Origin of the sequence: Flavobacterium restrictum (assembly GCF_007097245.1) — a bacterium.
Classification (GTDB): Bacteria; Bacteroidota; Bacteroidia; order Flavobacteriales; family Flavobacteriaceae; genus Flavobacterium; species Flavobacterium restrictum.
Genome location: NZ_VJZT01000003.1, coordinates 110,722 through 125,767, shown reverse-complemented (window position 1 = coordinate 125,767; position 15,046 = coordinate 110,722). Strand labels below are relative to the sequence as shown.

General features: G+C 36.9%; 8 protein-coding genes and 3 tRNA genes. 4 read left to right on the top strand and 7 right to left on the bottom strand.

Features of this window, described 5'->3' with window-relative positions; genetic code table 11:
• Window positions 1-14: 14 nt before the first annotated feature.
• Both FNW21_RS04370 and FNW21_RS04365 read left to right on the top strand, forming a co-directional pair.
• A complete protein-coding gene (locus FNW21_RS04370) occupies window positions 15-5,054 on the top strand; it encodes a T9SS type B sorting domain-containing protein (protein ID WP_144255525.1) in 5,040 nt (1,679 codons plus the stop codon).
• A 72-nt stretch (window positions 5,055-5,126) separates the two neighbouring features.
• Window positions 5,127-7,913, top strand: coding sequence for a T9SS type B sorting domain-containing protein (locus FNW21_RS04365; RefSeq protein ID WP_144255524.1), 2,787 nt, complete (start codon window positions 5,127-5,129; stop codon window positions 7,911-7,913).
• Between the two features lie 221 nt (window positions 7,914-8,134).
• Here the strand turns inward: FNW21_RS04365 and FNW21_RS04360 are convergent, their stop codons facing one another.
• Both FNW21_RS04360 and typA read right to left on the bottom strand, forming a co-directional pair.
• Window positions 8,135-8,566, bottom strand: a complete 432-nt coding sequence (locus FNW21_RS04360) for a clan AA aspartic protease (protein WP_144255523.1) — start codon at window positions 8,564-8,566, stop codon at window positions 8,135-8,137.
• A 104-nt stretch (window positions 8,567-8,670) separates the two neighbouring features.
• The gene (gene typA, locus FNW21_RS04355) at window positions 8,671-10,467 is read right to left on the bottom strand and encodes a translational GTPase TypA (RefSeq protein ID WP_144255522.1); all 1,797 of its coding nucleotides are present in this window, start codon (window positions 10,465-10,467) and stop codon (window positions 8,671-8,673) included.
• A 183-nt stretch (window positions 10,468-10,650) separates the two neighbouring features.
• Here typA and FNW21_RS04350 point away from each other — a divergent pair, with 183 nt between their 5' ends.
• Together FNW21_RS04350 and FNW21_RS04345 are read left to right on the top strand one after the other, a co-directional pair.
• The gene (locus FNW21_RS04350) at window positions 10,651-12,360 is read left to right on the top strand and encodes a PAS domain-containing sensor histidine kinase (RefSeq protein WP_144255521.1); all 1,710 of its coding nucleotides are present in this window, start codon (window positions 10,651-10,653) and stop codon (window positions 12,358-12,360) included.
• A 1-nt stretch (window position 12,361) separates the two neighbouring features.
• Entirely contained in the window at window positions 12,362-12,769 is a 408-nt protein-coding gene (locus FNW21_RS04345; RefSeq protein WP_144255520.1) for a response regulator, read from the top strand.
• A 69-nt stretch (window positions 12,770-12,838) separates the two neighbouring features.
• Here the strand turns inward: FNW21_RS04345 and rpsT are convergent, their stop codons facing one another.
• The 5 genes from rpsT to proS form a co-directional block, all read right to left on the bottom strand.
• Entirely contained in the window at window positions 12,839-13,090 is a 252-nt protein-coding gene (gene rpsT / locus FNW21_RS04340; protein ID WP_144255519.1) for a 30S ribosomal protein S20, read from the bottom strand.
• Window positions 13,091-13,127: 37 nt separating this feature from the next.
• A tRNA-Glu gene (locus FNW21_RS04335) sits at window positions 13,128-13,199 on the bottom strand.
• A 41-nt stretch (window positions 13,200-13,240) separates the two neighbouring features.
• A tRNA-Glu gene (locus FNW21_RS04330) sits at window positions 13,241-13,312 on the bottom strand.
• Window positions 13,313-13,358: 46 nt separating this feature from the next.
• Window positions 13,359-13,430, bottom strand: a tRNA-Glu gene (locus FNW21_RS04325).
• A gap of 78 nt (window positions 13,431-13,508) precedes the next feature.
• On the bottom strand, window positions 13,509-14,987 hold the full coding sequence (proS, locus tag FNW21_RS04320) for a proline--tRNA ligase (protein ID WP_144255518.1): 1,479 nt from the start codon (window positions 14,985-14,987) through the stop codon (window positions 13,509-13,511).
• Window positions 14,988-15,046 lie beyond the last annotated feature (59 nt).

The window sequence follows — 15,046 nt, the reverse complement described above, 5'->3', positions numbered from 1 at the left end:
ATTATTTTTATACGATGAAAAAAATTGCCTACCTTTACTTTATACTTTTATCGAGTACCTGTTTTTCACAATTTAGTAAAACACATTACATACCGCCCATAGTGGCAAGTGCAGGTCTAGCCGAAGACCATTATTTGTATGTTTCTACACCGAGCACTAAAGTCGTTAATTTTAAAATCATAGCCATTGGCGGTACCGTTTCTACACATACCGTGAGCAATACTACTCCATTTATTTATTCGATAGGACAAGGTGACGACACCCAATTATGCACGCCCAACGCTACTAACGGAATCGTAAAAAACAAAGGGTATATCATTGAAGCCGAAGATTTAGTGTATGTAAGTGTTCGGATTAATGCGGGTTTAAATGACAACGGATCTTACAATCACGCTGGTGGATTAGTGTCCAAAGGAAATAGTGCTTTGGGAAATTCGTTTCGGTTGGGTGCGATGCTAAATCCTTTGTATGACACCACTTTATTGAATTTCGCTTCCATTTTGTCTACTGAAAACGGAACAAAAGTAACCATTTCTAATATTCCAGACGGTACCATTTTATCCGACGGGACCCTAGTAAATGGCCCCATAAAAGTAACTTTAAATAAAAATGAAAGTTTTGTTTTGGCATTAAAAAACTATCTTAATACGGGAACACTTTCTAATAGTGCCAAAATGATAGGTGCTTTAGTCGAAACTGATAAACCGGTTGTTGTCAATTCTGGCTCATTTTGCGGAAGCAATAGTACGGTAACCCGAATTGATGAAGATGGTTTTACTAGTCCAACTGGAAGGGATGTGGGTTTTGACCAAATTGTTCCTTTTGAGCGTACGGGCAAGGAATACATTTTTGTAAAAGGCATAGGAACTGATGAGCTAGAACGGGTTTTGTTAATTGCCAATGTGGATCAAACCCAACTTTTTGCTAATGGTAGCACGACTCCATTTGCAACGCTTAACAAAGGGGAATACAAAGTCATAGATGGCAGTTTTTTTGACAATGGAAATTTATACATTACCAGTACACAAAACGTTTTTGCATATCAAAGTATTGCTGGAACGATTACACCGGCCAATCAAAATATGTTTTTTGTCCCTCCTATAAACTGTTCTACGCCAAGAATTGTAGACAATATTCCCGAAATCCAATCCGTAGGGAATGTCGTTTTTAGTGGTGGTTTGAATATTGTTACCGAAACGGGTGCAACGGTTACTATAAACAACAATCCCATCTCCAGCTCGCCTATTCCCATTACTGGAAATCCTAATTTTGTTCGTTACACCATTAATAATTTATCAGGGAATATTGCTGTCAAATCAACAAAACAGGTCTATGTTTCGTATTTTGGAACCAATGGTGCTGCGACCTACGGCGGTTATTATTCGGGTTTTGATTTAAAGCCAGAAATTGTAACCGATAAAATTTCGGTAGGAGCTTCGTCTTGTATTCCAAATATCGTTCTCAAAATTAGTAGCCTATCCGCTTACGATTCTTTTCAATGGTATCAAAATGATGTTATAATTCCATCGGCTACACAAAGCACCTACACCCCAACAGCATCGGGGTATTATCAAGTAAAAGGAAGTATTTCAGGTTGTGTAAGCGATGTTTTTTCGGATAAAATTCCGGTAAGCGATTGCCCTTTGGACACGGATACTGATGGTACCAATAATAATATCGATATTGATTTGGATAACGACGGAATTCTCAACTCCATGGAAGCCGAAATTACTTCTCTAAACCAATCGAATACCATAACAGGAACCAATTATACGGGAACAATTTCTGGAACTGGCAGCATAATAGGTAAACCAACCTACGGATTTGTCTCCGAAGTTCCAGCAGGAAAATCCGAAAATGTGAGCTACGCATTGCAGTTTAATGAACCAAAAACCATTCGGTTTAGCTACCTTCCATTAGACGCAACACAAACAACAAACCCTTCAGAATACACTAATGCTGATGGTGATTTTATACTACGTGTGCCAAAAGACAAAACGCTAACCATACTAGATCCTTTGAACGAATTGCTAATTGATACCAATTATGATGGCATTTATGAAAGTGGCGTAACCGAATTTTCTTCTTTTGAAATCCGCTTCCGTGTCAAGAGTACCCTGCCATTAGTACCCGGTGCAAGTCAGTTTTCGATTTCAAGTTATCTTACTGATTCGGTGACGTTTGTTCATCATAATTTATCGGATACGACTGCGAACAAAGCGATTTTTATGATCAGCACTACGAATTTGGTTCATTCGGATTTGGATGCAATTCCAGATGTATTGGATATTGACAGCGATAACGACGGCATACCAGATACTATGGAAGCCCAAGGAAAAATAAGCCACGTTTTTTCAGGAACGGATACCAATAAAAACGGTTTAGACGATGCTTTTGAACCCGGATTGACTCCTATAAATACAGATTCCGATGCCTTTAATGGTGTTCTAAAAACAGACAACCGAGATTTAGATAGTGACAATGACGGAATTTATGATGTAACCGAATCAGGAAGTAGCGCAATGGACAGCAATAGTGACGGCATTATTGACGGATTGCTCAATGCCTTTGGAACAAATGGTTTGTTTGACTCCCTAGAAACCAGTCCCGATAGTGGCATATTAAAAACTCCAATTGTAGATACCGATGCCGATGGTCGCTTTAATTACCTGGATTTAGACAGCGATAATGATCTATGCAATGATGTCATTGAAGCAGGATTCTTGGATCCTAATTTTGATGGGTATTTAGGTAATAATCCCGTAATCATTGACACGAATGGTGTTGTAACTAGCACCAATGGCTATACAACTCCAAACGGTAATTATATTCTTGGTGCCCCCATAACCATTACAACACAGCCTCAAAACCAATTGAATTGTTGGAATCAAAGCGCCACTTTTACCATTGCTACCAACGCCGATGTTTTTGAATGGCAAGTTTCTAGCGATGGCATTAATTGGAATGTTTTAACAAATGATGCGACTTATACTGGTGTCAATACTGCACAAGTATCCCTAACAGTAACGGCCGCAATGGAAGGCTATCGCTACCGAGTGCTGTTGCATAGAACTGGAAATTCCTGCGAAAAATTCTCGGATTTTGCAACCTTACATACGTTATCCTTGCCTATTGTAGCTCCTCAAATTACATTAAAACAATGCGATGATGACAGCGATGGTATTTCGGATTTTAATTTAACCGAAAAAAATGATTTCATTTCAGTCAATTATGAACTCGAAAAATTCAGTTATTTTGAAACTTTTGCTGGTGCCAATGCCAATGATAGTACTACCAAAATCCCAACACCAACTGCGTATCGTACTAGTAGCCGCACCATTTGGGTAAGAATAGAAAATGCAAATGGTTGTTTTACAACTAGTGAACTACAATTAGTGGTGTCAGCTACACAAATTAATTCCAGTTTTCAGCGTTCGTTTACCGTTTGTGATGATTATGTAGATGCCTCAAATACGGATAGAGATGGCATTGCAACTTTTGATTTCAGTAATGTTATTGCGGATATTCAAAATAAACTTCCCGCTCCTAGCAGCAATTACATCATTAAATATTACCGTAATCAAATTAATGCACTAGCCGAAATAGATCCCATCAGCAACATTTCATCCTATAGAAATGTAGGCTATCCTAACCAACAAAAAATTTGGGTACGTGTTGACAGCACCATCGGTAATGCCTGTTTTGGTTTAGGCGACTTCATTACTTTAACCGTCGAAAATTTGCCAATAGCCCATACAATTCCTGATTATGTAGCCTGTGATGATAGCAGCAATGACGGCATTTTTGGTTTTGACACCTCAAATTTAGAAACACAGTTAGTGCAAGGACAAAATGCAATTGTTACCTATTTGGACGAAAAAAACAATCCACTACCCAGTCCATTCCCTAGTACTTTTGCCACCCGTTCACAAACTATAAAAGCAAGAATTACCAATGCAAGCACCAATACCACCAATGGAATTGCCTGTTATGACGAAACTACCATTCGCTTTACGGTTACTGCACATCCCATTGCACATCCTGTTGTGATACCCGCTGCATGCGATGATGAATCCCCAAGCGATACCGATGGTTCGAATCGATTTGACACCACTACAATTCAAAATGACATTTTAAAAGGACAATCAGGAATGACCGTCACTTACTTGGATGCCAATGGAAAACCACTATCTAGTCCGTTGCCAAATCCCTTTGTTACAGCCACTCAAAACGTAACTGCTATTGTAACCAATCTAGTAAATACAGTATGCCCAGAGCAAACCATCTTGCAGTTTATTGTAAATCCTTTGCCTAATATTGATATCAATCTTACTGGCGATGACGATAAATTGGTATGTTCTAATTTGCCAACGTTCTTTGTGCAACTCGATGCAGGGATTCTAGACGGAAGTCCAACAAGCAACTTTACGTATACTTGGAAAAAAGACGAAATCCTTTTACCCAATGAAACTGATGCCACACTCCAAGTAAATACCAAAGGAATTTATACCGTAACTGTAAATACATTTTTGGGTTGCAGTAGAACAAGAACCATTGTAGTTACCGCTTCCGATATTGCTAAAATTGACTCCCTAACAATTGTTGATTTAACAGCCGTAAACTCGGTAACGGTAAATGTGAGTGGTAAAGGCGATTACAGTTATAGTTTAGACGAGCGAACAGGCCCTTTTCAAGTATCAAATTTCTTCGATAATGTAGCAGCAGGAATTCACGAAGTATTTATTTATGACAAAAACGGTTGTGGCACCATTAGCCAAGTCATTGCTGTTGTGGGCGTTCCTAAATATTTCACACCAAATGGCGACGGATTCAATGATTATTGGACTGTAAAAGGAGTCAACGCAGACTTTAATTCCAATTCCATTATTTATATTTTTGACCGTTACGGAAAATTAATAGCAAAAATTCCAACTAATAGTCAGGGATGGGATGGAACATCAAATGGAAACCCGTTGCCAGGAGATGATTATTGGTACACCGTACAACTAGAGGATGGCCGAGAGGCAAAAGGACATTTTAGTTTGAAACGTTAAAGTTTATGGTAATTACTCAAAATCAAGAAGAAACATTAATTATTTTGTGTTAAAAAAATTACTTTTGAAAATATGAACATTTTCAAATTTATTGTAAGTACACTACTATTTTTTTCAATTCCTGCTTTTTCTCAAAAAGAAGCGGCTAATTGGTACTTTGGTAATAATGCTGGATTGGATTTTAATTCCGGAAGTCCAGTAGCAGTTACCAATGGGCAACTTTATACCGCCGAGGGCTGTACAACCATTTCGGATAAAAATGGGAACCTGCTTTTTTATACTGATGGTACCATTGTTTATGACAAATTGCATCAGGTTATGCCAAATGGCTTTGGATTATTAGGACACAATTCAAGTACACAATCTGCGATTATTGTTCCAAAACCGGGTAACCCTAATTTCTATTATATTTTTACAGTTGATGAACCAAATCCAAAAAATGTCGATGACAATCCGCTAAATGACCAAGACCCCCCCAATAATGGACTGAATTATTCCTTGGTCGATTTAAGGCTCAATGGTGGTCAAGGCGATATCGTTGCAACCGAAAAAAACGTTCCATTAACGACCTATAATCCCAATGATTCCGAAGAAGTAAAATACAAATCCTCCGAAAAAATAACAGCCGTACAACATTCAGATGGGATTTCGTTTTGGGTAATAACCCATTTCAAAAACAATTTCTACGCGTTCAAAATTGATACAAAAGGCGTTGATAAAAAACCAATAGTAACCACTACACCGCTCAACATACCAACAGGTGGTTATATTTTTAATGCTATTGGATATCTAAAAGCGTCTCCAAACGGGAAAAAGGTAGCTATTGCCAATACCGCCACAAGACCCACGAGTGAGTTAGGTCCCAAAAATGAAATTAAACGAAATACTGGCAACGTTTGGCTCTTTGATTTTGATGCACAAACCGGAAAATTAACCAATGGACTTTCCCTATTGAGTGGCAGTAATCCCTATGGTTTAGAATTTTCGGCTAAATCAAAAAAGCTATACGTAACCATAAATAAATTCGATACAAATGGAGTTACGTTAGGAAGCTCGCTACTGCAATTTAATTTAAAAAGTGCCAATATCGCTACTTCTAATACTACCGTAAATTCGTCAAGCAATGTGGCAGGCGCTTTGCAACTCGCAATAGACGAAAAAATATACCGCTCTGGATACCCCTTTTCTTCGGATGGTAGCGATCATTTATCCGTAATAAACAATCCCGAATTAGATGGAACGGCTTGTAATTTTTTGCAAAACCAAATCAGCTTAAACGGAAAAGTAGCTCGTTTAGGATTGCCACCATTTATAACCTCTTTGTTTCTATATGCGTTTAGTTATGAATTCAATTGTTTGGGACAATCCACTCATTTTTTTGTTAATTCAGTCGAAAAAATCGATAGTGTTCTTTGGGATTTTGGCGATGGAACTACAGCAACAACGCTGGATGCGCATCATATTTATAAAACACCAGGCGATTACAAAGTCACTTTAATAAAAACCATAAATGGCGAAACGAGAGAACCGCTTGAAAAAACAATTACCATTTATGAAACCCCAAAGGTGCTCGCAACCACCCACAAACTCGTTCAATGCGATACCCAAGATGCTTTCCCTATGGATGGCTTGTCAACCTTTAATTTGGCATTGGCCAATGAGCCTATTGCGCTAGGAAACAAAGACTATGATGTATTTTACTACCACAGTATAAATGAAGCTGATGCCGATAAAACCAACACCGAATCGCTTCCGCTTTTGTACCAAAACACCATTCCTGACGAAATAGTGTATGCCAAAGTTACCCAACCCAATTCTTCCTGTTACTCCCTAGCAACTGTGATCCTGCACGCCAATAAAAACAACGATTTGCAGCCAAGTTCTTTTCATGCTTGCGATTTAGGGAATGCAAACGCCTCCTTCAATTTAGAGCTAAAAAAAGCAACAATCCTAACCGAATTGAACTTACCCGCTGATGTGCGCTTGTTTTTTTACGAAAATCCAAAAGATGCAGCATTAGGAACTAACGAACTTATAGGAAGCTATATTTCAATAGCAAAGACAATCTTCATTCGAGCCGAAAACAATGACGGCTGTTACGGCACAGGACAGCTACAGCTCCTAGTAGATTCTACACCCGTTATCCTACCATCCGAAAATAGAATCCTTTGCGAAGACGACGCCACCCCACTCCTACTCAATGCCGGACTTACTCCACCAAACACTCCAACGGACTATACTTTTCTATGGTCAACTAGTGAAACGACACCCACAATTAGCGTAACTAAAGAAGGGGATTATAGCGTAACCGTTACCAACAAGTCAGGTTGTACCGCCACCCGAGTTTGCAAAGTAACCCTATCCCATCTCGCCAAAATAAATAGCATTGCCATTCAAGATTTACAGCCCAACAACCAGATAACGGTTAATGTAACCAACCCGGATAATTATCTTTACGCCATTAAATATCAAAATGGGAATACCACCGCTTTACAAAACTCACCTGTTTTTGATAATGTCCCAGGAGGTTTTCATGAACTAATAATCAAAAATAAGGAAGGTAATTGCGGTCCTATTTTTCAAAGTGTAGCCGTACTCGAAGCACCATTTTATTTCACCCCAAACAATGATGGCTACAACGACTATTGGAATTTAAAAGGAATTAATTCCCCTATTTATAAAAATGCCGTTATTTACATTTTTGATCGCTACGGCAAATTAATAAAGCAATTGTCTCCTAACAGCATAGGTTGGGACGGGACTTACAACAAAGCACCACTCCCCAGCGATGACTATTGGTTTACCATAAAACTAGAAGAAGGTCGAGAAGCCAAAGGTCATTTTAGCCTAAAACGGTAATACCCTTCGAATCATAATTTGGGCGTGACCTCATTTATAACAGGCGCTCTCTCGTAACTGCTTAGTTGCGCCTGTTATAAATGAGGTCGGGCTATCCGCTCCGCATGGCGGATTGCTCCTATCCCTCACGCACCCGTAAAGCGAAAACAGTTTCCCCAAAAAAAAAATCCCTAATTCCTATTGCTGGAATTTGGGATTTTTGCTAAAAATACTACACTAAACTAACTTCTTATTCCCTTCAACGACATTTGAGCATAATACGGATGATCTGGATTTACAATCAATTCTTGTCTTTGTGGATGAATCAAAACATCCATATCTTCCATGGGGATTGCTCCCAATAGCGGTTCATTACTACCAGGCAAAACCATAGCATAACATATCGTTTTTCTGTTTTTGAACTTCACTTGAACAGGACCAACCACATCATATTCTTCGATACTACCGTTAGCTAGAATCCCTTTTCGTTTTTCAACAAAAGGCAAATCAAGTTGTTCTTGAATCGATTCGTTAATGCACATATTATACGCACCAGAATCTACAAGCATATTCACGGTCATACGCTTAACATCATCCTCGCCAATGATATGATTTTTAGCCAAAGTTAGATCTTCGGCATTAATCAATTCAATATCAACATACACTAGTCCCATAATTTCTTGATTTAAAGTACAAATATACAAAATTATAGCAAAAAAAAATCCCAAATTCCAGCAATAGGAATTTGGGATTTTTTGAATAGTAAATAAAAAAACGTTTAGAATTTGAATCTTTTTCTATCAGTTTCAGTCAAATATATTTTTCTCAAACGAATGTTTTTTGGAGTTACCTCAACATACTCATCTTTTTGAATGTATTCTAATGCTTCTTCAAGAGAGAAAATAATTGGAGGAATAATTCTTGCTTTTTCATCATTTCCAGAAGAACGAACGTTAGACTGTTTTTTCTCTTTGGTTACGTTCACGCACATATCATCACCACGAGAGTTTTCACCAATTACTTGACCTTCGTATATTTCAGCATTTGGTTCAACAAAAAACTTACCACGATCTTGTAATTTATCGATAGAATAAGGAATTGCTTTTCCTTTTTCCATAGAAATCAACGAACCTTTATTACGTCCAGAAATTTCTCCTTTGTAAGGCTCATATCCTATAAAACGGTGTGCCATGATAGCCTCACCAGCAGTAGCAGTAAGCAATTGATTACGCAATCCAATAATTCCACGAGATGGAATGTTGAATTTTATAATCATACGTTCCCCTTTAGCATCCATACTCAACATTTCACCTTTACGCAAAGTAACAAACTCTACCGCTCTTCCAGAAAGAGATTCTGGTAAATCGATGGTTAATTCCTCAATAGGCTCACATTTTTTACCATCAATTTCTTTGATGATAACTTGTGGTTGACCAATTTGCAATTCATATCCTTCTCTTCTCATCGTTTCGATAAGAACAGAAAGGTGAAGTACACCACGACCAAACACCATAAATTTATCAGCCGAATCAGTTTCACCCAATTTCATGGCTAAATTTTTCTCTAATTCTTTTGTCAAACGCTCTCTAATGTGACGAGAAGTTACCAATTTACCCTCTTTCCCAAAGAAAGGAGAATCATTAATAGTAAACAACATACTCATTGTAGGCTCATCAATATCAATAGTTTTCAACGCTTCTGGATTTTCATAATCAGCGATAGTATCCCCAATTTCAAAACCTTCAACACCAATAATGGCACAAATATCTCCCGCAATTACTTCTTGTACTTTTTTACGACCTAATCCTTCAAAAGTGTGTAATTCCTTGATACGAGATTTAGTTATTGTACCGTCTCTTTTGCACAAAGAAATTGGCATTCCTTCTTTCAAAACACCTCTTTCAAGACGACCAATAGCGATACGACCTGTAAAGGCTGAAAAGTCTAATGAGGTAATCAACATTTGTGGTGTTCCTTCTGATACTTTTGGAGCAGGAACATTTTCGATAACCATATCTAACAATGCTTCTACATTATCAGTTACGTTTTCCCAATGATCAGACATCCAGTTATTTTTGGCTGAACCATAAACGGTTGGAAAATCCAACTGCCATTCTTCGGCACCTAATTCAAACATTAAGTCAAAAACTTTTTCATGAACTTCTTCAGGAGTACAGTTTTCTTTATCCACTTTATTAATTACAACGCAAGGTTTTAATCCCAAATCGATTGCTTTTTGCAATACAAAACGAGTTTGTGGCATTGGTCCTTCAAAAGCATCTACTAGTAAACAAACACCATCCGCCATGTTCAATACACGCTCTACCTCTCCACCAAAATCAGCGTGACCAGGAGTATCGATAATGTTAATTTTTGTTCCTTTATAAACTACCGAAACATTCTTTGAAGTAATGGTAATACCTCTTTCGCGCTCTAAATCGTTGTTATCAAGGATTAAGTCACCTGTATTTTCGTTGTCACGAAATAATTGACAGTGATACATAATTTTATCAACCAAAGTGGTTTTACCGTGATCGACGTGGGCAATAATTGCAATGTTTCTAATAGCTTCCATCTGTGATTTTTTGTGGGTGCAAAGGTACACTTTATTTTGATATAAAAAACCTTTATACAATAGTTTGCCGTTTTGTTAACTTATTAGTAGTAAAAAAGCAACTTTAAAACCCGATTTCAAAAATAATTCTCAATAATTTTGAATGCTTTTAATAGTTTCATAATATTTAATTATATTTGAGTAATGAAAAATAAAACCAATCAAATAACCATATTCTACATCCTTTTCTCCCTGTTTATGGCTATTATTTGTCATAAATTACTCTTGAAGTGCCTACCCACTCATTACGCATTTTACAGCTTTATCAAGGACATTATACTAATCGCTTTTACAGCAATACTATACCATTTTATTTTATCAAAAAACGACATTCGAAACAATAGAATTTTTGAAAAACTAAAAAACAGTAACACCAAAATAAAAGAATCAAACGAAAGATACGATATCGTTTCCAAAGCAACCAGCGACACCATTTGGGACTGGAAAATTCAAGAAGACTACATTACTTGGAATAAAGGGATCGAAGTTATTTTTGGATACAAGAAAGACCAAGTAGTCGAAAACTCCACTTGGTGGTTTGATAAAATCCATCCAGAGGACAGCATAAAAATGTCTGTTAAACTCTATTCCTTTATAGAACAAAAAACCGAAAATTGGCAAGATCAATACCGTTTTAGATGTGCTGACAACACCTATAAATACGTACTAGATAGAGGTTTTTTATTAAAAGATAAAGACGGGAAAGCCATCCGGATGATTGGAGCCATCCAAGACATTACCAAACAAAAAGAGGAAGAACAACGCCTTAAACTTTTAGAAACCGTAATCACTCAAGCCAAAGATTCGATTGTAATTACAAAAGCCGCTTCCAAAGAACAACAAATCCCTCTAATTGTATATGTAAATCCCGAATTTTCGAATATGTCTGGATACCAATACGATGAGATAATTGGAGTATCTCCAAATATTTTTATTGGTCCAAAATCAGATATGAAAGAGTACGAAAAACTAATTAAGGCAATTGACAACAAAGAAGAATGCCAAATTGAAACTATTAGTTACAAAAAGAATAGAGACGAATACTGGGTTCGCTTCTCGATGATTCCTATTTACAACAGCGATAACGAGCTTTCGCATTGGGTTTCGATACAACGAGACATCTCCGATGAACGAAAACAAGAAAAAGAAAAAGAACAACTAATACGAGAATTGACTCAAAACAATAAAGATTTAAAACAGTTTTCCTACATTACTTCGCACAACTTAAGAGCACCTTTATCTAACCTTACTGGACTACTGAACTTACTTGAAGACATTACGATTGAGGATCCAGAGTTACAAGAAATTCTAAATGGATTCAAAAAATCAACACAATTACTAAACGAAACCATAAGCGATTTAGTAAAAGTCATTGTTATAAAAGACAATCTTTCCATCCCTAAAGAGTCTATTTCACTAAAAGACATATTCGAAAACACCTTCAATCAACTTAGTTACCAAATCGAATTTCTCAAACCTATCATAAAAATTAATTTCAATGACGTTTCCTTTTTATACACGAACAAAGCGTACATCGAAAGTATTTTACTAAATTTACTAACCAATTCTATAAAATACCGATCCGAAAATAAAAAAATAAAAATAGCCATAAACGCCAAACAAATTGACAATTATATTATCCTGACTTTCAAAGACAACGGAATAGGAATTGATTTAGAAAGAAATAGAGACAAAGTTTTTGGATTATACCAAAGGTTCCATAATTATCCAGACAGCAAAGGTCTTGGATTGTATTTGGTCAAATCCCAAGTAGAATCAATGGGGGGAACCATAAGCATAGAAAGCGAAGTAAACAAAGGAACTATTTTTTCATTAACATTTAAAAACAAATAAAATGTTTGAATTAATCATGTGCATTGATGACGACCCCATAACGATGATGCTTTGCAAAAAAGTAATCACAAAATCATTATTTTCAAACGAAATAATAAGTGCTCAAAATGGTGAGGTTGCACTGCAACATTTTAACGAACTTAAATACTTAAGCAAAGGCAAAGGATTCAAAAGTCCACAATTGATTTTCCTAGACCTCAACATGCCTATAATGGGCGGCTGGGAGTTTTTGGATCATTTTAACACCGCCGAATATTCCGACTTCAATTCCATAAAAATAATTGTTTTATCCTCAACAATAGACCCCGAAGATTTAGAAAGAGCCCGAACTTACCCAATGGTTATTGATTTTTTGTCTAAACCAATATCAATTGCAATGCTAGAATACGTCAAAAACAAACTAGAGTAAAATACGTAACAAAAAAAAAAGCTTCTAAATAAATTAGAAGCTTTTTTATATAATGCAAAGAGTAAATTATTACAATTTAGCAACGTGCTTTGTCAATTTTGATTTTAAATTAGAAGCTTTGTTATCATGAATGATATTCTTTTTTGCTAATTTATCAATCATAGAAATTACACTTGACAATTTAGACGCAGCATCTACTTTATCAGTTGCTATTCTTAATGCTTTGATTGCATTACGAGTAGTTTTATGTTGGTATCTGTTTAATACTCTTCTCTTTTCGTTACTTCTAATTCTCTTTAGAGCTGACTTATGATTTGCCATTTTATTATTTTTTTGACTTATTTATTTTTTCTATTTGTAGTCCGTAAGGGAATCGAACCCCTGTTACCAAGACGAAATCTTGGCGTCCTAACCCCTAGACGAACGGACCATTCCTTCTAAGTTATTTTCAATCTACTACAATTGAATTTGTAGCCCGTAGCGGAATCGAACCGCTCTTACATGGATGAAAACCATGCGTCCTAACCGATAGACGAACGGGCCATTTTTCTAAAAAGTTTAGAAATTTAAGCAGCATAAAAAGAATTAGTAGCCCGTAGCGGAATCGAACCGCTCTTACATGGATGAAAACCATGCGTCCTAACCGATAGACGAACGGGCCTTGCTTCTCTAATGCGGATGCAAAAATACAACTATTTTTGAGAAGCGCAATAGTAGAGTCAAAAAAAAAATATTTTTTTTAATACGCCTTCGCAAACAACACCCTTCCAACTGACGCAGCCCCAGTAAGCACGCAGCTTCCCGCTTGTTCCACTCTATCCAACGGGATGCATCTAATAGTAGCTTTGGTCAACTCTTTGATTTTTTCTTCGGTAGCTGCTGTTCCGTCCCAATGTGCTGAAACAAAGCCTCCTTTACCATCAAGAACGCTCTTGAATTCCTCAAAACTATTCACTTCTGTGATGTGTGTATTTCTATAATTCAAAGCATTATCGAATAATTCCTTTTGAATTTGCGCTAATAAATCAGTAGTGTAGGTCACAATTTCGTCTTTAGAAACTACTTCTTTAGTCAAAGTATCTCTTCTTGCCACTTCAAAAGTACCGTTTTCAATGTCTTTTGGCCCCACTGCAATTCGAACTGGAACTCCTTTTAGCTCCCATTCTGCAAATTTGAATCCTGGTTTTTGAGTAGTTCTATCGTCGAATTTTATGGTTACTCGCTGTTTTTTAAATTCCGAAACTAATTGTTTCACAACTGCAGTAATTGTTTCTAATTGTTCATCGGTTTTATAAATTGGCACGACCACCACTTGAATTGGGGCTAAATTAGGAGGCAAAACCAATCCTTTGTCATCCGAATGCGTCATGACCAAGGCACCCATCAAACGAGTAGAAACTCCCCAAGAGGTACCCCAAACGTATTCTTGTTTTCCTTCGGCATTTGCAAATTTCACATCGAATGCTTTTGCAAAATTTTGTCCTAAAAAATGTGATGTTCCAGCCTGAAGTGCTTTTCCGTCCTGCATTAATGCTTCGATACAATAGGTTTCATCAGCACCTGCAAAACGTTCTGTTTCCGTTTTCAATCCTTTTATAACGGGTATTGCCATAAAATTTTCGGCAAAATCAGCATAGACATGCATCATTTGCTCGGATTCCTCAATGGCTTCTTTACGAGTAGCGTGAGCGGTATGCCCTTCTTGCCACAAAAATTCTGCGGTACGCAAAAACAAGCGTGTTCTCATTTCCCAGCGCACCACATTTGCCCATTGGTTAATAAGTAACGGCAAATCTCTATAAGATTGTACCCAACCTTTATATGTAGACCAAATAATTGCTTCACTCGTAGGACGAACAATTAATTCCTCTTCGAGTTTGGCATTAGGATCTACCATTAATTTCCCCGGTTTATCGGGATCGTTTTTTAATCTATAATGAGTTACAATAGCGCATTCTTTGGCAAACCCTTCGGCATTTTTTTCTTCTGCTTCAAACATGCTTTTGGGCACGAATAAAGGAAAATAGGCGTTTTGATGTCCCGTTTCTTTGAACATGCGATCTAATTCTGCTTGCATTTTTTCCCAAATGGCATATCCATACGGCTTAATAACCATACACCCTCTAACCCCTGAATTTTCTGCTAAATCGGCTTTTACGACTAACTCGTTATACCATTTTGAATAATCTTCTGCTCTTGTAGTTAAGTTCTTACTCATTTCGAATAGTTTGGCACAAATATTGTTTAATTAAATCTTAAGTAAATAGTTCGACAAAA

Excerpts from the sequence above, each read along its gene's own strand:
- FNW21_RS04365 (WP_144255524.1), top strand. The coding sequence starts at position 5,127 with ATGAACATTTTCAAATTTATTGTAAGTACACTACTATTTTTTTCAATT.
- FNW21_RS04350 (WP_144255521.1), top strand. The coding sequence starts at position 10,651 with ATGAAAAATAAAACCAATCAAATAACCATATTCTACATCCTTTTCTCC.
- FNW21_RS04345 (WP_144255520.1), top strand. The coding sequence starts at position 12,362 with ATGTTTGAATTAATCATGTGCATTGATGACGACCCCATAACGATGATG.
- FNW21_RS04360 (WP_144255523.1), bottom strand. The coding sequence starts at position 8,566 with ATGGGACTAGTGTATGTTGATATTGAATTGATTAATGCCGAAGATCTA.
- FNW21_RS04370 (WP_144255525.1), top strand. The coding sequence starts at position 15 with ATGAAAAAAATTGCCTACCTTTACTTTATACTTTTATCGAGTACCTGT.
- proS (WP_144255518.1), bottom strand. The coding sequence starts at position 14,987 with ATGAGTAAGAACTTAACTACAAGAGCAGAAGATTATTCAAAATGGTAT.
- typA (WP_144255522.1), bottom strand. The coding sequence starts at position 10,467 with ATGGAAGCTATTAGAAACATTGCAATTATTGCCCACGTCGATCACGGT.
- rpsT (WP_144255519.1), bottom strand. The coding sequence starts at position 13,090 with ATGGCAAATCATAAGTCAGCTCTAAAGAGAATTAGAAGTAACGAAAAG.